Source organism: Methylobacterium sp. NEAU K, assembly GCF_030700285.1.
Taxonomy (GTDB): domain Bacteria; phylum Pseudomonadota; class Alphaproteobacteria; order Rhizobiales; family Beijerinckiaceae; genus Methylobacterium.
Map to the genome: position 1 here is coordinate 101,601 of NZ_JAUYZJ010000015.1, position 24,115 is coordinate 125,715.

The 24,115-nt window shown below is 69.2% G+C and carries 23 protein-coding genes; 15 read left to right on the top strand and 8 right to left on the bottom strand.

Features of this window, described 5'->3' with window-relative positions; all coding sequences use genetic code 11:
* Positions 1-1,342: 1,342 nt before the first annotated feature.
* The 3 genes from Q8W67_RS14225 to Q8W67_RS14235 all read left to right on the top strand — a co-directional run bounded on the left by Q8W67_RS14225 (position 1,343) and on the right by Q8W67_RS14235 (position 4,619).
* A complete protein-coding gene (locus tag Q8W67_RS14225) occupies positions 1,343-1,822 on the top strand; it encodes a (2Fe-2S)-binding protein (protein ID WP_305546518.1) in 480 nt (159 codons plus the stop codon).
* Positions 1,819-4,158: a xanthine dehydrogenase family protein molybdopterin-binding subunit gene (locus Q8W67_RS14230; RefSeq protein ID WP_305546520.1), complete on the top strand. Its 2,340-nt coding sequence runs from the start codon at positions 1,819-1,821 to the stop codon at positions 4,156-4,158. Before Q8W67_RS14225 ends, Q8W67_RS14230 begins: the two co-directional genes overlap by 4 nt.
* Positions 4,159-4,232: 74 nt before the next feature.
* Complete coding sequence (locus Q8W67_RS14235; protein ID WP_305546522.1) at positions 4,233-4,619, top strand: hypothetical protein; 387 nt, start codon at positions 4,233-4,235, stop codon at positions 4,617-4,619.
* Between the two features lie 12 nt (positions 4,620-4,631).
* On the opposite strand, the gene Q8W67_RS14240 is transcribed toward Q8W67_RS14235, so the two are convergent.
* From Q8W67_RS14240 to Q8W67_RS14250, 3 genes are all read right to left on the bottom strand, one after another.
* Positions 4,632-5,372, bottom strand: coding sequence for a DUF1194 domain-containing protein (locus Q8W67_RS14240; protein WP_305546524.1), 741 nt, complete (start codon positions 5,370-5,372; stop codon positions 4,632-4,634).
* 502 nt (positions 5,373-5,874) lie between these two features.
* The gene (locus tag Q8W67_RS14245) at positions 5,875-6,093 is read right to left on the bottom strand and encodes a hypothetical protein (protein WP_305546526.1); all 219 of its coding nucleotides are present in this window, start codon (positions 6,091-6,093) and stop codon (positions 5,875-5,877) included.
* A 219-nt stretch (positions 6,094-6,312) separates the two neighbouring features.
* A complete protein-coding gene (locus tag Q8W67_RS14250) occupies positions 6,313-7,026 on the bottom strand; it encodes a Sir2 family NAD-dependent protein deacetylase (protein ID WP_305546528.1) in 714 nt (237 codons plus the stop codon).
* Between the two features lie 191 nt (positions 7,027-7,217).
* Between Q8W67_RS14250 and hydA the strand changes: the two genes are divergently transcribed.
* The 6 genes from hydA (at position 7,218) to Q8W67_RS14280 (ending at position 13,928) form a co-directional block, all read left to right on the top strand.
* Positions 7,218-8,645 carry a dihydropyrimidinase gene (gene hydA / locus Q8W67_RS14255; RefSeq protein WP_305546530.1) on the top strand — a complete coding sequence of 476 codons (1,428 nt, stop codon included), beginning with the start codon at positions 7,218-7,220 and terminating at the stop codon, positions 8,643-8,645.
* A gap of 45 nt (positions 8,646-8,690) precedes the next feature.
* Complete coding sequence (locus Q8W67_RS14260; RefSeq protein ID WP_305546532.1) at positions 8,691-9,686, top strand: ABC transporter ATP-binding protein; 996 nt, start codon at positions 8,691-8,693, stop codon at positions 9,684-9,686.
* 17 nt (positions 9,687-9,703) lie between these two features.
* Complete coding sequence (locus tag Q8W67_RS14265; protein WP_305546534.1) at positions 9,704-10,966, top strand: PotD/PotF family extracellular solute-binding protein; 1,263 nt, start codon at positions 9,704-9,706, stop codon at positions 10,964-10,966.
* A 241-nt stretch (positions 10,967-11,207) separates the two neighbouring features.
* Complete coding sequence (locus tag Q8W67_RS14270; protein ID WP_305546536.1) at positions 11,208-12,137, top strand: ABC transporter permease; 930 nt, start codon at positions 11,208-11,210, stop codon at positions 12,135-12,137.
* Between the two features lies 1 nt (position 12,138).
* On the top strand, positions 12,139-13,032 hold the full coding sequence (locus tag Q8W67_RS14275; protein ID WP_305546538.1) for an ABC transporter permease: 894 nt from the start codon (positions 12,139-12,141) through the stop codon (positions 13,030-13,032).
* A gap of 203 nt (positions 13,033-13,235) precedes the next feature.
* Positions 13,236-13,928: a 50S ribosomal protein L25/general stress protein Ctc gene (locus Q8W67_RS14280; RefSeq protein WP_305546539.1), complete on the top strand. Its 693-nt coding sequence runs from the start codon at positions 13,236-13,238 to the stop codon at positions 13,926-13,928.
* A gap of 60 nt (positions 13,929-13,988) precedes the next feature.
* Here Q8W67_RS14280 and pdxH read toward each other — a convergent pair whose 3' ends face one another.
* On the bottom strand, positions 13,989-14,630 hold the full coding sequence (gene pdxH / locus Q8W67_RS14285) for a pyridoxamine 5'-phosphate oxidase (protein ID WP_305546540.1): 642 nt from the start codon (positions 14,628-14,630) through the stop codon (positions 13,989-13,991).
* Between the two features lie 92 nt (positions 14,631-14,722).
* On the opposite strand from pdxH, the gene Q8W67_RS14290 reads away from it, so the two are divergent.
* Positions 14,723-15,211, top strand: a complete 489-nt coding sequence (locus tag Q8W67_RS14290; protein ID WP_370693878.1) for an RT0821/Lpp0805 family surface protein — start codon at positions 14,723-14,725, stop codon at positions 15,209-15,211.
* A gap of 64 nt (positions 15,212-15,275) precedes the next feature.
* Here the strand turns inward: Q8W67_RS14290 and Q8W67_RS14295 are convergent, their stop codons facing one another.
* A complete protein-coding gene (locus Q8W67_RS14295; RefSeq protein ID WP_305546542.1) occupies positions 15,276-15,566 on the bottom strand; it encodes a hypothetical protein in 291 nt (96 codons plus the stop codon).
* 342 nt (positions 15,567-15,908) lie between these two features.
* Between Q8W67_RS14295 and Q8W67_RS14300 the strand changes: the two genes are divergently transcribed.
* The 5 genes from Q8W67_RS14300 (at position 15,909) to Q8W67_RS14320 (ending at position 22,351) form a co-directional block, all read left to right on the top strand.
* Positions 15,909-17,516: a formyl transferase gene (locus tag Q8W67_RS14300; protein WP_305546544.1), complete on the top strand. Its 1,608-nt coding sequence runs from the start codon at positions 15,909-15,911 to the stop codon at positions 17,514-17,516.
* A 104-nt stretch (positions 17,517-17,620) separates the two neighbouring features.
* On the top strand, positions 17,621-19,597 hold the full coding sequence (locus Q8W67_RS14305; RefSeq protein ID WP_305546546.1) for a monovalent cation:proton antiporter-2 (CPA2) family protein: 1,977 nt from the start codon (positions 17,621-17,623) through the stop codon (positions 19,595-19,597).
* Positions 19,598-19,605: 8 nt separating this feature from the next.
* Entirely contained in the window at positions 19,606-21,036 is a 1,431-nt protein-coding gene (locus Q8W67_RS14310) for an MATE family efflux transporter (protein WP_305546548.1), read from the top strand.
* Positions 21,037-21,196: 160 nt separating this feature from the next.
* Positions 21,197-21,958: a DUF937 domain-containing protein gene (locus tag Q8W67_RS14315; RefSeq protein ID WP_305546550.1), complete on the top strand. Its 762-nt coding sequence runs from the start codon at positions 21,197-21,199 to the stop codon at positions 21,956-21,958.
* Positions 21,959-22,033: 75 nt separating this feature from the next.
* Positions 22,034-22,351 (top strand): cupin domain-containing protein, encoded by a 318-nt coding sequence (locus tag Q8W67_RS14320; RefSeq protein WP_305546552.1) that lies wholly within the window; start codon positions 22,034-22,036, stop codon positions 22,349-22,351.
* 94 nt (positions 22,352-22,445) lie between these two features.
* Here Q8W67_RS14320 and Q8W67_RS14325 read toward each other — a convergent pair whose 3' ends face one another.
* The 3 genes from Q8W67_RS14325 to Q8W67_RS14335 all read right to left on the bottom strand — a co-directional run.
* The gene (locus Q8W67_RS14325) at positions 22,446-22,649 is read right to left on the bottom strand and encodes a hypothetical protein (RefSeq protein ID WP_305546554.1); all 204 of its coding nucleotides are present in this window, start codon (positions 22,647-22,649) and stop codon (positions 22,446-22,448) included.
* Between the two features lie 238 nt (positions 22,650-22,887).
* Positions 22,888-23,385: a hypothetical protein gene (locus Q8W67_RS14330; protein WP_305546556.1), complete on the bottom strand. Its 498-nt coding sequence runs from the start codon at positions 23,383-23,385 to the stop codon at positions 22,888-22,890.
* A gap of 328 nt (positions 23,386-23,713) precedes the next feature.
* Positions 23,714-24,115: hypothetical protein (locus Q8W67_RS14335; protein WP_305545841.1), on the bottom strand; the 402-nt coding region annotated here is incomplete at its 5' end.

Consider the following 24,115-nt stretch of genomic DNA (forward strand, 5'->3'; position numbering starts at 1 on the left):
ACCTTTGATGTCCCACGTATCAAATTTGCGATTATCTATATTTGCGATCCTTTAACCGAAAAAATCCGACAAAAGACCCGGTTTTTTAAATGATTGAGTGCAAGCGGGCATTGCCCGCATCCATCTTGATAGGCATTTGTCACTGATTTTCTGACAAACATCTTGTAGTCGGCACGGGCTTGGCGGAGGCCGCAATGCGGACAAGCCCCGAAATCGGCACCCTGATCGCTCTGCGGCGCGTGGAGTTGGCTCATCTTCAGCGCGATCGACACACTTGGGACCGGGCTCCAAGTCAAAGAATATAATCCAAACCAGCCTCGTATCCCTGCGCATCAAACAGCTGGGGGACGCTGGACGAATGACGAGTCCACCGCCGAAATTCTGATGGTGAATTTATGATCATCGCGGAGCGATCTCTGTCAGTATAAAATGGTCCCGAATCCACAGAATGTAAAATTACAATGCATGTCCCGGAACGGTCGGACGGCATGTGGATCTGCCGCTATAGCATCGGGTGGCCGGAGTCTGTACGGGACAGTTTTGGCGCCGGCGTCGATTCCATCCAGGCTCTTCACCTGACTCTATAGAAGTTTGGGATCGAGCTTTACGCGAGCGCCTATCACAAAGCAGGTGTCTTGGTGTTCGATCGGCCCGGTAACGGCTACGGATTTCCCATTCCGAAGAACGGACGCGACCTTCTGATCGGGAACGACAAGATCTTTGAGGGGTGAGCTCGGGAGTAGGTCGCCTCGCTCGCCGCTCGGCGCTGTCTTCGCGGGCGATGAGACGGTCCTGGGCGGCGCGACTGCCATGAGCGTGGCGCCGCCGGATTGCTTGGCTGCGTTCGCAAGGACGGCGGTGTGGCCGAGCCATGCTGACCGGACCGGATCCCGTCGAACGCCGGGCCGAAAACGCCGTTCTCCCTTCGCCGGCCAGGAACGCGACGGACCGCCTATTACGCCTGGTCGCGTCCTTCACCCTCCTCGGACCAGGATCCGAGCCGAAAATCGGAAGGTTGGACCCGCAACACTTGGTTGCGCGGCTGGACAGGTAGCGCCGGCTGAGCGGACACAAATTTTGGCTGTTGCTACTGCCGATCACCTCATGTGCGCCTCCACACGCGGCATGCTCTGGACGCAACCACTCAAGGATGACCGGCCCCATCCCGTGCGTTGCACCCGACCCAGGGCCTGCTTTAGAATATTTATTATTCTGAGCTTGAGCGTTGGTCCTGAAGTGTCCCCGCACCGGCACACGTGAGCCGGCAAAACCGGCATCGGCCTCAGGGCCCGGCTCAGACCCGACTTAACGCCGCTCCGGCGCCGCCAAACAGGACGAAGCGATGATCAAACTCACCGTGAACGGGGCTGCGCGCAGCTTCGACGGCGACCCCGACATGCCGCTGCTGTGGTACCTACGGGACGAGCTCGGGCTCACCGGCACCAAGTTCGGCTGCGGCGTCTCGCTGTGCGGGGCCTGCACCATCCATCTCGGTGGCGCGGCGACACGCGCCTGCATCACGCCGGTCTCCGCGGCCGCGGGCCAGGAGGTCGTGACCATCGAGGGCCTGTCGCCCGACGGCAACCACCCGGTGCAGGCGGCTTGGCGCGACCTCAACGTCGCCCAGTGCGGTTACTGCCAGTGCGGCCAGATCATGCAGGCGGCTGCGCTTCTCAAGGACACGCCCAAGCCCACCGACCAGGACATCGACGACACGATGAGCGGCAACATCTGTCGCTGCGGCACCTATCCGCGCATCCGCGCGGCGATCCATCAGGCCGCCGGCCAGCCGGTGCCCGCCAGCAAGGGAGAGCGCCTGTGATTCACGACGCGAAATTGATGGCCGAACTGGCCGCCACCAAGCCGGCCACGGCGCCGGTGCTCGCCAATGTCAGCCGCCGCGGCATCCTCGGCGGCGGCGCCGCCCTCGTGCTGGCCCTGTCCCTGCGCGATGCGCGCGCCGACGAAGGCCAGACCGAGGAGCAGAAGCAGCAGAAGTTCGGCGCCGACGGCATGCCGCACGGTTGGCGCGACGACCCGAAGGTGTTCATCGCGATCGCGCCCGACGGGATCGTCACGGTGACCAACCACCGCTCCGACATGGGCCAGGGCGTGCGCACTTCCGTGGCGCTCACGGTGGCCGACGAGCTGGAGGCCGACTGGCCGAAGGTGAAAGTGGTCCAGGCCTGGGGCGACGAGACCCGCTTCGGCAATCAGGACACCGACGGGTCGCGCTCCCTGCGCCACTTCTTCCAGCATTTCCGCCATGCCGGCGCGGCCGCGCGGCTGATGCTGATCCAGGCCGCCGCCAAGCAGTGGGGCGTGCCGGCCTCCGAGGTGAGCGCCGTCAACCACACGCTCACGCACGCCAAGTCCGGGCGCACGCTGGGCTACGGCGCCGTGGCGCAGGCGGCGTCCGAGCTGCCGGTTCCGACGAACGTCGAGCTGAAGAACCCTAAGGACTTCCGGTACATCGGCACCGGCAAGGTCGGGCTGATCGACAACTTCGACATCACCACGGGCCGGGCCGTCTACGGCCTCGACACCAAGCTCGACGGGATGCTGTACGCGGTGGTCGCCCGGCCGGCGGTCTATGGCGGCAAGGTCAAGTCCTACGACGACAGTGAGGCCAAGAAGGTCGCGGGGGTCGTCAAGATCTTCAAGATCGACGGCGGCGAGATCCCGAGCGAGTTCATGCCGCTCGGCGGGGTCGCCGTGGTGGCCAAGAACACCTGGGCGGCCCTGAAGGCGCGCGACGCCCTCAAGATCACCTGGGACGACGGCCCGAACGCCGGCTACGACACCGACGCGTTCCGCAAGGAGCTGGAGGCGGCCGCGCGCAAGCCCGGCAAGGTGGTGCGCAACCAGGGCGACGTCGACGGCGCGATGGCCAAGGCCAAGACCAAGGTCGAGGCCGAGTACTTCGTGCCCCACCTGGTCCAGGCCCCGATGGAGCCCCCGGCCGCCGTGGCCCGGGTCAAAGACGGCTTCTGCGAGGCCTGGGCCTGCACACAGGGTCCGCAAGCGGCCAACGACCGCCTGATGAAGGCGCTCAAGCTGCCCGACGACAAGGTCAAGGTGAACGTCACGCTGCTTGGCGGCGGCTTCGGGCGCAAGTCCAAGCCGGATTACGTGGTCGAGGCCGCCCTGTGCTCGCAGGCGGTGGACGGCGCGCCGGTCAAGCTCGCCTGGACCCGCGAGGACGACATCCACCACGGCTACTACCACACCATCTCGGTGGAGCATCTGGAGGCCGGCCTCGACGAGAAGGGGATGCCGGTGGCCTGGCTGCACCGCTCGGTGGCGCCGACGATCGGCTCGATCTTCGCGCCCGATCCGAAGCACGAACTGCCGTTCGAGCTGGGGATGGGTCTGGTGAACACGCCGTTCAACCTGCCCAACGCCCGGATGGAGAATCCGGAAGCCGCCGCCCATGTCCGGATCGGCTGGTTCCGCTCGGTCTCGAACATCCCGCACGCCTTCGCGATCCAGTCCTTCGTGTCGGAGCTGGCGCATGCCGCCGGCCGCGACCCGAAGGAATACCTGCTGGATCTCATCGGGCCGGCCCGGAAGATCGACCCGACCTCCATCGGCGACGTCTGGAACCACGGCGAGGACCCGAAGCTCTACCCGATCGACACGGGGCGCCTGCGCGGCGTGATCGAGACGGCAGCCAAGGGTGCCGGCTGGGGGCGGACGATGCCGAAGGGCCGCGGCCTCGGGATCGCCGGCCACTACAGCTTCGTCACCTACACGGCGGTGGCAGCCGAGGTGGAGGTCGACGACAAGGGCCAGGTGAAGGTGCACGCCATCGACATCGCCGTCGATTGCGGCCCGCAGGTGAACCCGGAGCGCATCCGCTCGCAGATGGAGGGCGCGGTGGTCATGGGGATGGGGCTCGCCCTCACCTCCGAAATCACCTTCAAGCAGGGCCGAGCCCAGCAGAACAACTTCGACGGCTACGAGATCATCCGGATCGACGCCGCCCCGAAGGTGGTCCGCGTGCACCTCGTGCCGAGCGGCACCTATGACGGGCCGCTCGGCGGCGTTGGCGAGCCCGGCGTGCCGCCGGTGGCGCCGGCCATCGCCAACGCGGTCTTTGCCGCCACCGGCCGCCGGGTGCGGCAGTTGCCGATCCGCGACCAGCTCAGCTCCTGAACCGCGGCGCATCGCGACGCGTTGGGGGACCGGGGACCAGATCCCCGGCCCCCCGACACGGAAAGTCCGACACGATGATGCGTTCCGCCGCCTTCACGATTCCCGTGGCCTTGATCCTGATGGCGGCCCCCGCCCTCGCCTCGCCCTGCTCGGACAAGATCGACGGCCTGTCCAAGCGGGTCCAGTCCGAGTCGACCGCCTCGATCTCCGCCTCGACCAGCGGCCAGGGCAACGCAGCCAAGCGCGGCGGCGAGGGCATGACCGGAACCGAGGGCCAGCGCGCGAACGAATCCCCGCAGGCCCCCCCGGAGAAGTCGGCCCAGGCCGGCCAGGGCGCGGACGCCGCGCAGCAGGCCAAGGTCGCCCTGGACGAAGCCCGCACCGCGGATTCCAAGGGCGACGCGCAGGCCTGCCAGGCCGCCGTGTCGCGCGCCGAGCAGCAGCTCAAGAAAGCACCCTGAGGCGTCGCCGGATTACCGGCCCAGCGCGCTGATCTCGATCACGAATTTCCGGCGCAGCGCTCGCGAGAAGTCGCCGTAGCCGGCCGCCGCCAGAAGGAAGGCCCCAGGGCCGCCGATGACGTGGGCGCGGTACCACGTCTCGAGGCTGGTGCGTTCCTGCGGCAGCGGGGTCGCGCGCAGGCCGTATCCGGGGGCCCGGTAGGCGCCAGCCCCGACCACGTCGTTCTCCCCGGGCACCAGGATCGGCAGGCCGTTGACCGTCGCGCCGGTGGCGAGCAGCGCGTCGTGCGCGTCCGCCAGCGTGTCGGCGTCGGTGCAATTGTCGATCCCGTCGCCCGAGACGTCGACGACCATGCGCTCGGCCGGGACCGGCAGGGCCGGCAGCACGCGGGCGCTGACCGTCCGGAACATCTGCCCGATGCAGGTGAACTCGCCAGCCTGCCGGGGTGTGGCGCGCACCAGCGCCGCGGTCGCCGCCGCGTCGGCTCGGCTGGCGATCCGCCGCCAGCCGACCACGAGGTCGGCCCGGTCCGCCCAGGTCACCATCGCGAACAGGATGCCGCCCGGGTTGCCGGTGATTGCGCCGACGACGGACGGGTCCTCCAGTGCCTCGGCGATCCCCTCCATCTGCAGCCGGAAGCGGGTGTCGTCCACGGATTGCGACACGTCCACGGAGACGAGCAGCGCGGTGGCGACGCTCTCCGACGCGGCGGCGGGATCCGCGGCAAGGATCAGCGCGCCGGCCACCCGCATTGCGCCGCGGCGCAGCCACCCCGAACCCGACCGCGATATCGGCAACGGCGCCCCCGGACCTCGCCCGGCCGAAGGACCGTCGCGGCCTCCTTAGGGCATGTTTTCCGGCGCGGCGAAATCGGCCTTTCCGGGGGTATCCCGGCGGGCACGGCAGATCGGAGCTTGCGCAAGGGGTCCCGGCCGCGGCTCGAAAGGGAGCCCGGTCCGGCGATGGCCCGCGCCATCCCTATGCTCTGTGCCGGCTACTGGATTCCAACATCCCGTCGCGGATCACTTGGCCCGGGACGGTCTACGGGGGGTGCATCGTCCCGGGCCAAGTGATCGGGGCCGGCGCGGTACGCCGGATGTGACGGCGGGCCGATCTGTGTCCATCCCGGCCCGACCGGGGATCGATTTCGCTCCGGCGGCGGCATCGCTCATCTCGGACGCGACGATCCCCGGCCCCGGCTCATGGGCGGCCGGGCATTCGGGGGCAGAGAGGAACCCGCCCCGCGAGGCAGCCTCAGGCGGCGGCCAGGGCGTGCGGGTTGCCGTTCAGGCCGGCGCAGAGATCGTCGATCTCGGCGAGGTCGAGGGCCTCACCGGCCCGGCCCGCGATGGTGTCGATCAGGTGGTCCTGGCGCGGGTCGAACGGGTGACCCTGCATCCGGTAGAACTGGTAGTAGCGCAGGGCCGCCAGGACGGTGTCGCGCTCGCGGTCGGTTACGGTGAAGTGCTGCATGGGTCTTTTGCTTCCCCTTGTGGCTTCAACGAACGCTTGGGCGGGCCGCGACGCCAAACCCAAGCTTGACGGTTGTAACCCGCGGGCAACTGTCCGAACAGTTCTTGACAGCTCGCGCGGATGTGATTCGCGCTATTTAAGATTTTGGTCTTTGGCCGAGAACCGCCGAGACGAATCAAAAACCTCAGTCGGTGCAACACGTTGCATCCGGTCGGAGCGTTACAGACCGAGTTCGGCCAGGAAGCGTGGCAGGGCCGTGCTCGCCGGCCCGTAGCGGGCGTCATCGAACGCGTCGGCGTTATCCGGGGGCTCCAGGTTGATTTCGCAGGTCGGAATGCCGAGGGCTCGAGCCTGCCGCACGTAGCCCGCCGCCGGGTAGATCGCCCCCGACGTGCCCACCGCGACGAACAGGTCGGCGGCCGCGAGCGCGGCGTCGATCGCGTCGAGGTGCATGGGCATTTCGCCGAACCAGACCACGTCCGGCCGCATCCGGCCCACCGTCGCGCAGGCCGGGCAGGACTCCGCCCGGCTCAGGTCTGCGCGCCAAGGCGTGACCGTCCCGCAGGCGGTGCAGCGGGCCTTGAGCAGTTCGCCGTGCATGTGGGTGACGGCCTGGGACCCCGCCCGCTCGTGCAGATCGTCGACGTTCTGCGTGCACAGGAACAGTCGGCCGCCCCGCTCGGCCAGCCGCGCCTCGGCCCGGGCCAGGGCGGCGTGCGCCGCGTTGGGCGCGGCAGCGACCACGCCCCGGCGGCGATGGTCGTAGAAGTCCAGAACCGTGTCGGGATCGGCCGCGTAGGCCTCGGGGGTGGCGAGCCGCATCGGGTCGAATCGCGCCCAGATCCCGCCGCGGTCCCGGAACGTGCCGAGCCCGCTCTCGGCCGAGACCCCGGCCCCGGTCAGCACGAAGATCGTTTCAGGGCTTGCCGTCATGTCCGTGCTCCGGCGCCGCACGCCCGTCCATCGCATAGCGGGCGCGGCGGCGAGCGCTCAGTCAAGGCCATCGTTGGACCGGGTCGGCGCGGCGATTGCTTGAACCTCCGAGCCGAACGCACTTGTTATGGCGCCCATGCGGTCCGCCGCAGAAGAGCGGGCTGGACCCGAGACGGAGCGAGGGGAAGCGCATGCCCGAATTCGACCTGGCGATCCGCGGCGGCACGGTGGTTACCGCCAGCGACACGGTGCGGGCGGATGTCGGCGTGCGCGGCGGGCGGATCGTGGCGGTCGCCGAGGGCATCGCCGACGCCGCCCGGGTGATCGACGCCTCCGGGTTGCTGGTCCTGCCGGGCGGCATCGACAGCCACGTCCACATCGCCCAGGATCCCGGGCCGGGCATCGTCATGGCCGACGATTTCGCCAGCGCGACCCGGGCCGCGGCGGCGGGCGGCAACACCTGCGTGATGCCCTTCGCGGTCCAGCCGCGGGGCGGGTCCCTGCGCGCCGCCGTCGACGCCTACCGGGCCAAGGCCGAGGGGCAGTGCCACGTGGACGTGGCGATCCACATGATCATCTCGGACCCGAGCGAGGCGGTGCTGGGCCAGGAGCTGCCGGCACTGGTCGCCGACGGCTACACCTCGTTCAAGGTGTTCATGACCTACGACGACTTGGTGCTGAACGATCGCCAGCTGCTGGACGTGTTCCACGTGGCTCGGCTGCAGGGCGCCCGGGTGATGGTCCACGCGGAGGGGTACGACGCGATCCGCTATCTCAGCGACCGCCTGGAGCGGGCGGGTGAGACGGCGCCCTACGGCCACGCTTTGTCCCGACCAGAGGTGGTCGAGCGCGAGGCGGCCCACCGGGCGATCAGCCATGCCGAGCTGATCGACCTGCCGATCGTCATCGTCCACGTCTCGGGCCGCGAGGCCACGGAGCAGATCGCCTGGGCGCAGGCGCGCGGCCTGAAGATCCGGGCCGAGACCTGCCCGCAATATCTGACCCTCACGGCCGAGCACATGAAGGGGCTCGGCCTCGACGATCCGATGGCGGGCGCGAAATACGTCTGCTCGCCGCCGCCCCGGGATGTCCAGAGCCAGGAGGCGGTGTGGTCGGGGATCCGGCGCGGGATCTTCGACGTGGTCTCCTCGGACCACTCGCCGTTCCGCTACGACGACCCGCAGGGCAAGCTGAACCCGCGCGGCAAATCCTCGTTCCGCTGGATCCCGAACGGCATCCCGGGGGTCGAGACCCGGCTGCCGGTGTTCTTCTCCGAAGGCGTCTCGAAGGGACGGATCAGCCTCAACCAGTTCGCTGCGCTCACCGCGACGAACCATGCCAAGCTCTACGGCCTGTACCCGCGCAAAGGCTCGATCGCCCCGGGCTTCGATGCCGACCTGACGCTGTGGGACCCCAACAAGCGCGAGACCATCCGCCAGGAGATCCTCCACCACGGCGCCGACTACACCCCCTGGGAGGGGTTTGCCGTCACCGGCTGGCCGGTGATGACCATCGCGGGCGGGCAGGTGATCGCGGAGGACGGCAGGGTGCTGTCCGAGCCGGGCCGCGGCCGGGTGCTCGACCGGGCGGTCGATCCGGCGGAGCGCCGGGACGCCTGACGAGCCCTGGCCCGGCCCTTGCCTCCCCGCCGCGGGGAGCCTCGCATGAATGTCGAGCTGATCGGCCTGACCAAGCGCTACGGCACGGCCATCGCGGTGGATGCCATCGACCTGAAGGTACCGTCCGGGGCCTATTGCTGCCTGCTCGGCCCCTCCGGCTGCGGCAAGACCACGACGCTGCGGATGATCGGCGGCCACGAGCGCGCCAGCGCGGGCGAGGTGGTGATCGGCCCGAAGGCGGTGGGCGACGCGGCGCCGTCCGAGCGCGGCACCGCGATGATGTTCCAGAGCTACGCTCTGTTCCCGCATCTCGACGCGCGGGACAACGTCGCCTTCAGCCTCAAGATGCGCGGGGTCGGCAAGGCCGAGCGCCGGGCTGAGGCCATGGCGATGCTCGACCTCGTGCAGATGGGCCACCTCGCCGGGCGCCTGCCGGCCCAGCTCTCGGGCGGGCAGCAGCAGCGCGTGGCGCTGGCCCGGGCTCTCCTCACCGGCCCGAAGGTGCTGCTGCTCGACGAGCCGCTCTCGGCGCTGGACCCGTTCCTGCGGGTGCGCATGCGGGTCGAGCTGAAGCGGATCCAGACCGAGCTGGGGCTCACCTTCATCCACGTCACCCACAGCCAGGAGGAGGCGATGGCGCTCTCCGACCTCGTGGTGGTGATGAATGCCGGCCGGATCGAGCAGGCCTCCGACCCGCGAACCGTGTTCGAGCGGCCGGCCACCGCCTTCGTGGCCCGCTTCATCGGCGGCCACAACGTGATCCGCTTGCCCGGCGGGATGATCGCCGTGCGGGCGGACCGGATGCGGCTGGGCGCCGAGGCCGGCCACGCCGCGATGCCGGCCCGCGTGGTGGCGGTGGAATACCAGGGCACCAGCGTCCATGTCGGCCTCGATGCCGACGGGCTGGAGCGCCCCTCCGAGGGTTCGGCCGCGCTGACAGCCGTGCTCAGCGACGTCGACTTCGCCGCCCGCCCGCTCCGGCCGGGCGACACGGTGACGGTCGGCTGGGACATGGCCGCCGCCCACCGCCTCGACGCGTGACCCGCACGGAGACGATCATGAACCAGTTCCCGAGGCCGAGCCGGCGCGCGCTGCTGAAGGGCGCGGCGGCATTCGCCACCACGCCGGTGACCGGTTTCCCGGCGGTGCACGCGGCCGAGCCCGTGACCCTGCGCTACCTCGGCACCGCCGTGAACCAATCCGCCGACATCGCCCGGAAGGTGAAGGAGGATCTGGGCCTCACCATCGAGTACATCCCGGTGGTGACCGACGAGGTGACGAAGCGCGTCGTCACCCAGCCGAACTCCTTCGACTTGGTCGACACCGAGTATTTCAGCCTGAAGAAGATCCTGCCGTCCGGCAACCTGGCCGGGATGGATGCCAAGCGGATCAAGCTCGCCGACAAGATTTCGTCGGTCTTCACCCAGGGTGAGGTGGCCGGCAAAAAAATCGGCGACCAGGGTACCGCGCCCAAGAAGGTGTTTTACCTCGAGGGCCAGGATTCTAAGAAATTTGCCGGCGAACAAACTGGCTGGATCTCGCTGATCCCCACCGTCTACAACGCCGACACCCTGGGCATTCGGCCGGACCTGGTGAACATCCCGGTGACGAGCTGGAAGGAGCTCCTGAATCCGGCGTTCAAGGGCCGCGCGGCGATCCTCAACATCCCCTCCATCGGCATCATGGATGCCGCCATGGTGGTGGAGGCGACCGGGGACTACACCTACGGCGACAAGGGCAACATGACGAAGCCCGAGATCGACCGCACCATCAAGCTGCTGATCGAGGCCAAGCGCGCCGGCCAGTTCCGGGCCTTCTGGCAGGACTTCAACGAATCCGTGAACCTGATGGCGGCCGGCGAGACGGTGATCCAGTCGATGTGGTCGCCCGCCGTCACCAAGGTCCGCGCGCAGGGGGTGCCCTGCACCTACCAGCCCTTGAAGGAGGGCTACCGGGCCTGGGCCAGCGGCTTCGGAATCCCGAAGACCTTGAGCGGCCGGAAGCTCGACGCCGCCTACGCCTTCATCAACTGGTTCCTGTCCGGCTGGGCCGGGGCCTACCTCAACCGCCAGGGTTACTATTCCGCGGTGCTGGAGACCGCCAAGGCGAACATGCAGCCCTACGAATGGGCCTTCTGGATGGAGGGGAAGGCTGCCGAGAAGGACATCCTCGGCCCCGACGGCGCGCTGATCGAGAAGGCCGGCGCCACCCGGGACGGCGGCTCCTTCGACCAGCGCATGGGCTCGGTCGCCTGCTGGAACGCCGTGATGGACGAGAACACCTACATGGTGCGCAAGTGGAACGAGTTCATCGCCGCGTGAAGGCACTGCGCGCCCACTCTTCCTCTCACCTCTGCGGACAAGCGGCCCCACAGGCCGGGTTCCGGATCATCGGCGGCTCGACGGGAATCCAAAGTCAGAACTGGCGCGCGCCCTCCCTCCCCCCACAGAGGGGCGAGGGAGATGCGCGTGGGTCGGGCCGTACCCCTCCTCCGGCCAAGGGGTTTGAACATCGTAGCCCCAGCACGGCGCGAGATGCGGCGGCACTGCCGGGAGCGGTCCGTTGAACGATCTCGCCCTCTCCCGCCTCGCCGAGGCCGCCGCATCCCCGGCCCCATCAGGCCGCCGCCGACGCCGCGCCCTCGCCTACCTCCAGGCGGCGCCGCTGGCCTTCGTCTTCCTGGTCTTCCTGGTGGTGCCGCTGGTGCTCACCGGCATCGTCTCCCTCTGGGAGTACAACGAGTACGCGATCGTCCCGGCGCTGACCCTGCAGAACTACGCCGACGTGTTCGACGGCTGCCTGTCGGCCGACCTCTGCACCACCGTCCGCACCTATCTGTCGACGCTGAAGTTCGTCGCCCTGACGCTGGCGATCACACTGCCGCTCGGATTCGCGATCGCCTACTTCCTGGCCTTCCACATCCGCTCGAACACCGTGCGGATGGGCCTGTTCCTGCTCTGCACGATCCCGTTCTGGACCTCGAACGTGATCCGCATGATCTCGTGGATCCCGCTGCTCGGCCGCAACGGCCTCGTCAACGACACGCTCCGCGGCCTCGGGCTGATCCGGGAGCCGATCGAGGGCCTGCTCTATTCCGACTTCGCGGTGGTCCTGGCCTTCGTGCATCTCGACACGGTGTTCATGATCGTGCCGATCTTCAACAGCCTGGCCCGCATCGACCGGCGACTGATCGAGGCGGCGCGCGATTGCGGCGCGTCCGGGGCGCAGACCCTCTGGAACGTGGTGCTGCCGCTCGCCAAGCCCGGGATCGCCATCGGGGCGATCTTCGTGGTGACCCTGGTGATGGGCGACTTCGTCACGGTCGGCGTGATGGGCGGCCAGCAGATCGCCAGCGTCGGCAAGGTGATCCAGGTGCAGATGGCCTATCTGCAATTCCCGGCCGCCGCCGCCAACGCCATGGTGCTGCTCGCCGCCGTGCTGCTGATGATCCTCGGGCTGACCCGGATGATCGACCTGCGCAGGGTGCTGTAGGATGGACCGCCCGCGCGGCCGCGCCTTCTACCTGCTGGCTTGCGTCTTCGCCCTCTACGTCTTGTTCCTGTACGGGCCGACGCTGACGATCCTGGCCCTGAGCTTCCAGGGCCCGTCCGGCGGCCTGACCTTCCCGATGAACGGGGTCTCGACGCATTGGTTCGCCAAGCTGTGGGAGGGGGTCGGCGTCGTCGACATCTGGGCGGCGCTCCGGCGCTCCCTAGCGCTGGGGCTCGTGGTGATGGCGCTCACGGTGACCATCGCGTTCTATGCCGGCCTCGCCTTCCGCAAGGGCTTTCGGGGGGCCGGCCTCGTCTTCGCGCTGGCGGTGTCGAGCCTGATCGTGCCCTCGATCGTGGTCTCGCTGGGGATCGGGCTGGAATTCCGGCTCCTCGACGACGGGGTCAAGGCGCTGGCCACCGCCACCGGCTGGGGCTTCCTGCAGGACCACGGGACCCTGATGGGCCTCTACAGCTCGGCGCTGGGGGCGCACCTGACCTGGACGCTGCCCTTCGGTCTGCTGATCATGTTCGCGGTGTTCAACCGGTTCGACCCGGCCTACGAGGAGGCCGCCCGCGACCTTGGCGCCACCGGGGCGCAGACGCTCCGGCACGTGGTGGTGCCGATCCTGGCGCCCGCGCTCGTGGGCGTCGCCCTGTTCGGCTTCACCCTGTCGTTCGACGAACTCGCCCGCACCAGCCAAGCGATCGGCGGCCGCAACACCCTGCCGCTGGAGTTGCAGGGCCTGACCACCACGGTGACGACGCCGGAGATCTACGCGCTCGGCACCACGACGACGGCGTTCTCGGCGCTGGCGATCGGGACGGCGCTGGGCCTGACCCTGTGGCTCCAGAAGCGCCGGGCCAGGCGGGCGCTGGCGGGCTTGCGTCCGTAGAAGGCCGTCGACGCACCGTGCCGGGGCCGCGCAGCCGAACCCGGTCGAAGAGGCACGCACGTTGCCAATCCGTCCCCATCCGTGTATGCGCACGGCGCGCCCCCGAGACACCCTTGGAGGCAGGGGCGCGCCGGGAAGGTTTGGCCGTCCGCCTCGGGCGGCCTTTTCGTTTTCCGGCTCCAGCATTCATTAAGGATCACGCCATGAGCGCAGTGAAGACGCTTGAGGCCGTGGCACGCGACCGGGTCGGCAAGGGGGCCGCCCGGGCCGTTCGTCGCCAGGGCCAAGTTCCCGCCGTCGTCTACGGAGGCGGCCAGCCGCCGCAGGCCATCGCGATCGACCTCGTCCGCGCCCGCACCCTGATCTACGCGGGCGGCTTCAAGACGACGCTGTTCGAGATCGAGGCCGGCGGCAAGAAGGTCCGTGCGATCCCGCGCGACTTCCAGCTCGACCCGGTGAGCGGCGTGCCGCTGCACGTCGACTTCCTGCGGGTCGTGTCCGGCCAGACCGTGACCGTCGAGGTGCCCGTGCACTTCGTCAACGAGGACGCGGCCCCCGGCATCAAGAAGCTCGGCGGCACCCTCAACATCGTCGCCCACACCCTGACCCTCGACGTCGCCCCGGACCAGATCCCGGACGCGATCGAGGTGGACCTGACCGGCCGTCAGATCGGCGACGTGATCCACGTCTCCGACATCAAGATCCCGGCGGGCACCCACACCGGCACGCCCAGCGATCCGGTGGCCAACATCGTGCCGCCGACCGTGCTCGGCGCCGAGGTCGAGGCCGAGGAGGCCGCGATCGCCGAGGCGCAGTCGGCGGAAGCCGCCGAGGAGAAGGCCGAAGCCGAGGGCGAGGCCACCGAGGGCGAGAAGAAGGAGGGCGAGGAGGCCTGAGCCTCCTCGCACCGCTGATCGATCCCGAGAGCCCCGGCCCGTGCCGGGGCTCTCTTCGTTTCAGGGGTAGAGCCGCGCGCGGCTCCAGCCGTCGCCGGTCCGGGTGAAGCGGACGCGGTCGTGCAGGCGGTAGTCGCCGTCTTGCCAGAACTCCAGCGTCACCGGGGCGATGCGGAAGCCGGTCCAGTGCTCCGGACGGGGGATCGGACCGTCCCCATAGCGGGCGGCGAGCGCCTCCACCGCCCCCATGAGCGTGGCTCGGTCGGCGAGCGGGCGCGACTGCTGGCTGGCGATGGCGCCGAGGCGGCTTTCCCGGCGGCGGCTCTCGAAATAGGCGTCGGCCTCCTCGGGCGTCACCGGGGAGACCGGGCCACGGGCCCGGACCTGCCGACGCAGGCTCTTCCAGTGGAGCACCAGGGCGGCCTGGGGGTTCTGCGCCAGTTCCTCGCCCTTGGTGGACTGGGTGTTGGTGTAGAATACGAAGCCGCGTGCGTCGAAGCCCTTGAGCAGGACCATCCGCACGTCCGGCAGCCCGTCGCGTCCCGCGGTGGCCAGCGCCATCGCGTTCGGATCCTCGGGCTCGGCGGCCTCCGCCTCCTTCATCCAGGTGGCGAACAGCGCGACGGGATCGTCGCTCAGTGTGAAGTCCGGTGACGGAGAACGCGCGCCGGCACCCGGGTCATCGGTCCTTAACTGATCCACGGCAACACTCCTGCCTGCCGCGTCCAGGGCCTGAGGGGGCACCGACATCGGCATGTTCGGTCGAGCGGAAAGCCCGTCGTGAGTCAGGTGTAATGCGGCGATGCGCGTGTAAAGAGCCAGGCAGGCGGCTGCGTATCCCTGTGGCGGTGACGACGGCCGTATCGCTGGCGATGGCCCTGTGCGGCTGCAGCCAGCCGCTGCTCGTCTTCCGGGGCGAGGCCGCGGCTGCGCCCGTGGTCGAGGAGCCCACCGTCACCGGCAGCATCGAGAAACGGCCCGTGAGCTTCGGGAACGACCTCGCGGAGGAGGATTGGCGGCGCGCCCGCGCGGCTCTGTCCGTGGCCCTCGATCCGCAGGGCAACGGCCGCCCGGTGAAGTGGGATAATCCCGAGAGCGGCCTGCACGGCACGGTGAACCCGACGGGCCTGCCTTACGTCGCCGACGACCTGATCTGCCGCAACTTCCTCGCTTCGGTGATCGCGCCGGGCCGCAGCCGGTTCGTGCGCGGCACCGGCTGCAAGCCCTCGGGCGGCCAGTGGACGCTCAAGCGCATCCGCAGCGCGGGATCCGAGCGCTCCTGAGGCAGGGCATGGGACGGAGGAGCGCCGGGGCACCCGCCAAGGGGCGCGGCGACGGGCCGACGCCTCAATAGGGATAGCCGTAATAGGGCCGCAGGCGCAGGTGCGGCTGGGCCGCCGGCGGTGCAGCGTAGCGAGCCGCGGCCTCCGGACGGTACGTCCGGACGTAGGGGTCGAGGGCCGGATCGCGGTAATTGCCGTTGTTGACCCCGGCCGAGCGGTCGTTGCCACTGAGCGCGGCATAGGGCGAGAGCCCGCTGCCGCTGTCACCGCCACCCCCGCCGATGGCGAAGGCCGCGCCCGGAATGCCGATCAGCAGCATCGCGGCGATCGGCATCGTCAGCGTCTTGCGTGTCATGTCCTGATCTCCGCACCACATCACACGGGCGAACGGCCACGTCAGCCGGCCGGTTCCGGAGCGCCGACGCGCCCCGCACGTGGCATGGTAGCACGCCGCCATAACGAGGAGTTATCGCGGCGGGCAAATTCTGGGTCCTTCTGTTTCCCAGCAGAATCCGCGTTGGATCAACCGCACGGAACAGTGGACCTTCGACCAAACTTGTTTGATCGTGCGGCGGAGCGATAGCATTCGCTCCTCCGATGATCGTTTCGACGGTCGACTTCGGGCTTCTTCAGGATTTGGGTTCGCGGTGAGTGTGGTTTCTGGATCCGACACGCCGCACGCGAGCCGGTCCGGCTGATGGAGCGGTCGATCGGAGGCGCGGACCGGCCGGTGGCCGGGGGCGGCCGGGCGCCCGCCTGGCCGGAGCCTCGGGCTGCGGACGCGCGCCCCGTCGCCGCGCGGATCACCGTGCGGCTCGACCGCCGGACTCTGCGCGGCTGGCACATCCGCCTCCTCGACCAGCTGGGACAGCGGGCCGACCGTCGGCTCCGGATCGCGTGGGTCGCCGGCGCGGGCGGGCTGCCGCCCAACGCCGAACTGCTGTTCCGGCTGGAAGCGGCGATCCACGGCCTGCCCCGGCCGGGCCTGGCCACCCCAGCCGAGCCGATGGCGCTCGCCCCCTACGGCACGGATGCCGAGGCCGGTGAGCCCGACCTCGTCCTCGACCTCTCGGGTGCGTCAGCGCCGGCCGACGATGTATCACCGAGCGTGTGGCGGCTCGATTTCGACGGGATGCCGGGCGAGTCCGGCCTGCTCGCCGCCCTGTTCGCAGGCCGGGCTCCGGTGGCGGCCCTGCGAGGCCCGGACGGCGCGCCCGTGGCGGTCGGCCGCCTCGGCGCGGAGTCGCATACGGTGATGCTCGCGGCCTTCGAGGATTATCTCGCCCGGACCATCACGCTGATCGCCGCGGCCCTCGACGGGGCCGCCTCGACGCGGCTCCCGGACGGGTCCGAGGCACCGCTTCAGCCGGAGGCGGGGTTCGACCTCGGCGGCCTCGGGGCCCGAGGGCGCGCCGCCTGCGGTCTCACCCGGCAGATCGCCCGCAGGCTCTACGCGCTCTGCTTCCACGGCCCGCAATGGCGGGTCGGCTGGCGGCGGGTCGTCGGCCCCGACCTGATCGACCTGCGCCGGCATCCGGAGGGGGGCTGGACCGACCTGCCGGATGACGGCCGGCGCTTCTACGCCGACCCCTTCGCCATCGCCCACGAGGGGGCCGTGACCCTGTTCGTGGAAGAGTTCGACTATCGCCGCGGCAAGGGGGTCATCGCCGCGGTGGGCTTCGACGCCGAAGGTCCACGCGGGCGCCCGGAGCCGGTGCTGGAACTCGAGACCCACCTCTCTTACCCGTTCGTGTTCGAGGCGGACGGGGAGATCTGGATGATCCCGGAATCCCACGCCTCGGGGACGATCGACCTCTACCGCGCCACCGCCTTCCCGCGGGGCTGGGTGCACGAGGCGGTGCTGGTCGACCACGTGGTGGCGGGCGATGCTACGCTGCTGCGCCATGACGGCCGCTGGTGGATGTTCGCCACGGTCCGGGCCGGCGGGGGCAGCTACTCCGACACCCTCCACCTCTGGCACGCCCCCCATTTCCGTGGCCCCTGGACCCCGCACCCGCGCAACCCGGTCCTGATCGATGTCGGCTCGGCCCGGGCCGCCGGACCGATCGTGGCCCGCGACGGCGCGCTGATCCGGCCGGTCCAGGATTGCCGCCGGGGCTACGGCGCGGCGCTCGGCCTCGCCCGAATCCTGCGGCTGGACGAGGACGGGTACGAGCAGCGGGTCGAGACGCGCCTCGGGCCGGGGGCGGCCTGGCCCGGCTCGCGCCTGCACATGCTGAGTGCGGCCGGTGGCTTCGAGTTCATCGACGGGTCGCGGCGGGCCCGCACCCGCCTGCTCACGTGACCACCCGCCCCCCGCTTGTGCCGAACGGCACCCGTGCACGTCTCGCATCGCGGGGCCGCCCGCGCTAAGCCGAAACCTCACATCTGCGAACCGAGAAGAACCGCATGGCGAGCCCCGTCGAACATGCGAGCTTCCTGCCGCCCGTCCTGACCTTCCTGGCGGCGGCGGTGATCGGCGTGCCGGTGTTCCGGCTGATCGGCCAGAGCGCCGTGCTCGGCTACCTCGTGGCCGGCGTGCTGATCGGCCCGTCGGGCCTGTCGCTGATCGCCGAGCCCGAGACTGCCGCGAGCGTCGCCGAGATCGGCGTGGTCCTGCTGCTGTTCATCGTCGGGCTGGAGTTGCACCTGTCGCAGCTCGTCTCCATGCGCCGCGACATCTTCGGCCTCGGGGCGGCGCAGCTCGTCGTCTGCGCGCTGGTGCTCGGCGGCGCCGGCGTGCTCGCCGGCCTCAGCCTCGGCGCGGCGTCGGTGATCGGCATCGCGCTGGCCCTGTCGGCGACGGCCGTGGCGCTGCAGCTCCTGGAGGAGCGGGGCGACCTGAACAGCGCCTACGGCGGGCGCGCCTTCGCGGTGCTGCTGTTCCAGGACCTCTCGGTGGTCGGCATCCTGGCGCTCATGCCCCTGCTCGCCTCGGCGGGCGGGGACGCAGGCGGCCCCTGGCTCGGGGGGGCCGCGGTCTCCACCGGCAAGGCGCTCGCCGCGATCCTGACGGTGGTGCTGGTCGGCCGCTACGGCCTCAACCCGTTCTTCCGGCTGCTGGCGGCCAGCGGCGCCCGCGAGGTGATGACCGCGGCGGCCCTGCTGGTGGTGCTCGGAACGGCGCTGCTGATGGAGCAGGTCGGCCTGTCGATGGCGATGGGCGCCTTCCTGGCCGGCATCCTGCTGGCCGAATCGAACTTCCGCCACCAGCTCGAAGCCGAGATCGAGCCCTTCCGCGGCATGCTGCTCGGCCTGTTCTTCATGAGCGTCGGCATGTCGATCGACGGCAGCCTGGTCCGGGAGGTCTGGCCGGCCCTGTTCGGCGCGACGCTCGGGGCGATCCTGGTCAAGGTCGCGCTCGTGGCCGGCCTGTTCCGGCTGTTCGGTTCGGATACCCTCGGAGCTCTGCGCGGTGCGGCCGTGCTGGCGCCGGCGGGCGAGTTCGCCTTCGTGCTGCTGCCGCAGGCGGAGGATCTCGGGCTCACCGGCGCCACGGCGACGCGCTTCGCCGTGGCGCTGGCCGCCCTGACCATGCTGATCGGGCCGATCGCCGCCAAGGGCCTCGACAAGCTCATCGAGCGGCGCGGCGCCCAGGGGCGGATCGACGTGGCGGAACCCGCCTCGGAGCTCGCCGAGAGCGGGGAGGCCCGGGTCCTGGTGATCGGCTTCGGGCGGTTCGGGCAGGTGCTGACGCAGGTGCTCTTGGCCGAGGGCATCCCGGTCACGGTGATCGACAAGGACGTGGAGCAGCTGCGCGCGGCCTCGCGCTTCGGCTTCCGGATCTATTACGGCGACGGTACCCGGCTCGACGTGCTTCGCGCCGCCGGGATCGGCCGGGTCGAGCTGATCTGCATCTGCGTGGACGACCGCGACGGCGCGCTCAAGATCGTCGACATCGTGCACGAGGAATTCGCCAGTGTGCGCACCTTCGTGCGCGCCTACGACCGCCTGCACGCCGTGGAGCTGATGAACCGGGACGTGGATTATCAGATCCGCGAGACCTCCGAGTCGGCCCTCGCCTTCGGGCGGGCGGCGCTGGAGGGGCTCGGCCTGTCGCCGGAGGCCGCCGCCGCCCGGGCCGCGGACGTGCGCAAGCGCGACATCGCACGCCTCGTGCTGCAGCAGGCCGGCGCCCTGCCCGAAGGCGCCGGCTGGATGCGCGGGGCCGCCGCGGGGTTGAAGCCCGAGCCGCTGACCGAGCCGGTCCGGCCGGCCCGGGCTCTGAGCACCGAGACCCGGGACCTGATCGGCAACGACCGGCGCGAGGCGGCCGAGCGGCTCCTGGACAAGCCGGCGCCCGCGCCGCAGGACCCGGACGCGGCGGAGACGGAGGCCGATCGGGAACCCGAGCTGGAGGCGGAAGGCGGCATCCGGGATGCGTGACGGCCACCATGCCTGACGGCCTTCCCCCGGTCGCGACGGGCCGCTTCGTCACCGGCTCGATCCTCCGGCACGTGACCGTGATGGCCGCCACTGGCTCGGTGGGGCTGATGGCGATCTTCGTCGTCGACCTGCTGTCGCTGTTCTACGTCTCGAAGCTCGGGGACCCTCAGCTCACCGCCGCGGTCGGCTTCGCGGCGATCGTGCAGTTCTTCGCCACCGCGGCGAATATCGGCCTGATGATCGCCGCCGGCGCCCTCGTCGGGCGGGCGGTGGGCGCGGGCAACCGGGCGGCGGCGCGCCGCTTGGCCACCTCGGCCCTGACGCTGGGGAGCCTCGTCTCCGCGCTGATCGCGCTGCTGATCTTCGCCCTCGCCGAGCCGCTGCTGGGGCTGATCGGCGCCAGCGGCGAGGCTCTGCGGGTGGCCGAGCTGTTCCTGTGCATCACCCTGCCGTCGAACGTGCTGCTCGCCGCCGGCATGCTGTTCACCGGGCTGCTGCGCGCAGTCGGCGCGGCACGCCAAGCCATGCTGGTCACGCTGGCCGGCGCCCTCGTGACCGCCTTCCTCGACCCGCTGCTGATCTTCGGGGCGGGCCTCGGGGTGGCGGGCGCGGCGATCACGATCTGCGTGGCGCGGGCGACCTTCGTGGCGGTGGGCCTGTACGGCGTCACCCGTCATGGCCTTCTGGGTCCGCTGCGCCTTGCCGACGCGGCAGCCGACGCGCCGGCGCTCGCGGCGGTGGCGGGGCCGGCCGTGCTCACGAACCTCGCGCCCTCGGTGGCGAGCGCCTTCCTGGCGCGGCTATTTGCCGGCTATGGGGCGGATGCGGTGGCGGCCGCCGCGGTGATCGACCGCCTGACGCCCGTGGCCTTCGGGGGGCTGTTCGCCCTGTCGGGGGCGATCGGCCCGATCCTGGCGCAGAATTGGGGCGCCGGGCGGTTCGACCGGATGCGCGGCGTCCTGCGCGAGGCCGTCCGGGTGACACTCGCCTACGTGGCGTCGGTCTGGCTGCTGCTTGCCCTCGCCCGCGCTCCGCTGGCGGCCCTGTTCGGCCTGCACGGGGTCGCGGCCGACCTGTTCGGCTTCTTCTGCCTCGTCGGCGGTGCGATCTGGTTCTTCAACGGGCTGCTGTTCCTCGGCAACGCGGCCTTCAACAACCTCGGCTTCCCGGTGCGCTCGACGCTGCTGAACTGGGCCCGGGCGACGCTGGGCACCGTGCCGCCGGCGATGCTCGGCGCAACGCTCTACGGGCCCCGCGGGGTGGTGGCCGGCATGGGCCTCGGCGCGCTGGTCTTCGGCGTCGCCGGCATCCTGCTCGCGCGCCGCACCGTCGACCGGCTCGAGGCGAAGGACCTGCCCGTGCCGGAGCGCGCCCGGGAGACAGCCCACCGCGCGGCGCCGCTGCCCGCCGGCCATCCCCATCCCGGACCGGTGAGCTGAGGGCAGCCCCGGGCTGGCCGGCACGGACCGCAATACGGCCTGATTCGCTTGGCTGACCCGGGCTGAGCACAAGTTCCTCTGGCGGGAACTGGTATTTCGCCGCACAACGGGTCACGATGGCGCGCCCCGGCCGGTCAGGCCGAGGCAGGATCGAGGCGTCATGTTCAACCCGCTCGAGATGTTCCAGGCCCAGGGCGAGGCCGGGATCCAGGCGATGGCCCAGCAATTCGGCCTGACCACCGAGCAGACCGCGCGCGCCTTCGAGGCGCTGATGCCGGCGCTGACCCTCGGCCTCCAGCGCGGCGCCGGCCTGGACCCGAACAGCTTCACCCGGATGTTCGGCATGCCCGAGGTCGCCCGGTCCGCCGCGCCCCAGGGCCTCGATGCCCTCGGCCAGATGTTCGGCTCGGCTCAGCTGATGCAGGCGGTACTGCGCCAGGCCTCGGCCACGAGCGGCGTGGGCGCGCAGGTCCTGCGCCAGATGCTGCCGATGATGGCGGGCGCCGTGGTGGCGAGCATCGTGCACGTCATGCTGAACCAGCCGCAGGCCGAGCCTGCATCGATGCGGCCGAGTGCTCCGCCGCCGCCCATGCCGTTCCCGTTCGGCCCGGCCTGGGCCGAGATGGCCAAGGCGTTCATGCCGGCGGCCGAGCCCCCGGCCGCGAAGCCCGCACCCAAGCCGCCGGAGACAAAGGTGGGCGAGGCCAGCTCCGACATGATCAATCAGATGCTGCGCACCGGGGCCGAGGTGCAGGGCAACAACATCCGGGCGATGCAGGAGCTGTTCGAGACCTTCTGGCCGTCGACCGGTGCGCCGCCCGGCGGCACCGCGCCCGCCGCGCCGGGCCCGGCGCCGTCCGCGCCCGATCCGACGGCCCCCAAGAGCCGGCGTGGACGTCCGCCCGGCGGCGGGACCGGTTGACGCAGGGACGCCTCCTCTGCGGTCGTTGACCCGGCGGGTCCGGGACGCATCTCCTGTCGCCCAGGAGATGCAGCCATGACCGACCATCTGACCGCCTGGAACGACCGCGTGGAGAGCGTTGCCGCAAATGGCGTCGCCAAACGCGAGATCCCGGGCGCGGGCGCGAGCTTCGTGCGCGTGGTGGTGCCGGCCGGCGTCTCGGCGCCCCGCCACAGCCACGATCACGAGCAGTTCGTGCAGGTCCTCTCGGGCTCGGGGATCCTGGAGACCGAGCAGGGCCGCAAGCCGTTCGCCGCTGGCAGCGTGTTCCACTTCCCGGCCGGGGCGTGGCACGCGGCCGCATTCGAGACTGAGACGGTGCTGATCGAGACCAATCTCCCGGCGCCGGGCTGAAATTGTTCGCCCGGAAGGTCCGTTCGGCACGGCTGGCCGTCCCAGCCCACCGACGTTCTTCGACAGGTCGGTCCCAGGACCAGCGCGATCCCGGTCATTCCGGCCCCCGGCCGAGCTCCGCCTCCAGAGCCACGATTTTGGGCACCATGTCGGACGCGTAATGGACCGCCTGATCGGCGGTCAGCAATCGGCTATCCTCGGGGTAGAAGGCGATCCCTCCCAACAGCTTGACGCAAGCAGCAATCGCCAACATCGCGCCGATACAACTCGGGATCGGGCCGAAGTAGAAGACATACACGCAAGCCATGGGCCGCCGAGATCGATATTAGGAAAGTTTTCCGCTACAGCCGAGAACGCAATGACGGAGCATTCGAAGCCGAATTCCCGGCCGTGCCGCATCGCCGGCAGATGTCCCGAAGAAGCCGGTGGAATACGGTCCGCCTGAAGCCGCAGGTCGAAACCGAGCGCATCAAGGGCTGACTGCCACTCCGACGTGCCGGTGAGCGCTCGCGGACACAGCGCATAGGCTTCCATACTCATGTGGCGATGACTCCGACCGTAACGGCGACTGAGGATCGGTGTTTGACAGAAATACCTCGGATCAGATGGATTTCGATGACGGGAACGCTGTCGTCGACACCTGCTCCATCTCTCAATTCTCGAATGCTCTGCGGCGATAACCCCATTTCTTCGGTCTTGATGTCCCAGATTGCGATAATCGGAGCCGCGCTGGTTCGACCATTCCGGAGGAGAACATCCGTGCGTATGCTTCCCGAGAGACCGTGGCGGACGATGTCTCCGGCCACGAAGCTCTGTTCGACACCGTGCCTGCCGATGCCGGGCAGATCCAGCTCACGCAGCCGCGCGGCTAGATTTGCATGAACTCGAATTCCGTATAAGGCTCCGTTTCCGGGCTCTGTGCGTTCGACGACCTCCTTCCGAACGTCGAGGATCTCGTCCGTTTTCGCGTCGATGCGCGGATCACCGGTTCGGTCCTTGCGAACGACAGTGAGCGAGGCGCCCCTCCGCACCATCGACCGTAACATCCACGCGGCTGGTCTTGTCTGAAGCCAGCTTTTATGTCCAATAGACATAGTTTTAAGATAGCAAGACCGAGCCTAATCTCGGAAACAGAACAATCCAAGACCCAATCTCGATCATGACTTCGCATAGCGCCGCCACCCGTCTGGTTTGTTCATATTTTATTCGATGATTATTTTCCTGGTGTCAAGCCATTCGTCGGTTCACTAGGGTCAAAACCTAATCAGCTTGACCCTGGGAGGGCCGCCCGCTTTCGACCCATTGCGGACGGTCAGGTTGAGTGTGGAAGCAGAATTGCGGCCTTGTCATGGACGTTGCAACTCAGGAAACTTTTCGGTGACCAAATTTACTTGCCCAGCCTCCGATTGAAGCTCCGATCCAAAGAGAAGCATAAAGTAGGCAAGAGCTTATCAAGAATATGATATGCCCTGCATTGCCAGAAAATCCATTCTTGTCTATAGCCTTAGTAAATATTATTGCTGCTAATATGATTAAAAATAAACTCAGCGGCGATTTTAACCCTAATCTTGGTCGCTGCTTACCTTTACGATAGCCAACGGCGAAACCAAATATTAGCAACAAAAGCGCGACATATGGAATTAGATACAGTAACATGACAGATACCCAATCGGGACGATCACTGGCTAACCGTAGCATTTGAGCGTCCGCTCGCCACCCTTCTCGGACATCATCACGGCCAAGCTGATTGAGTTCAGACCCTAG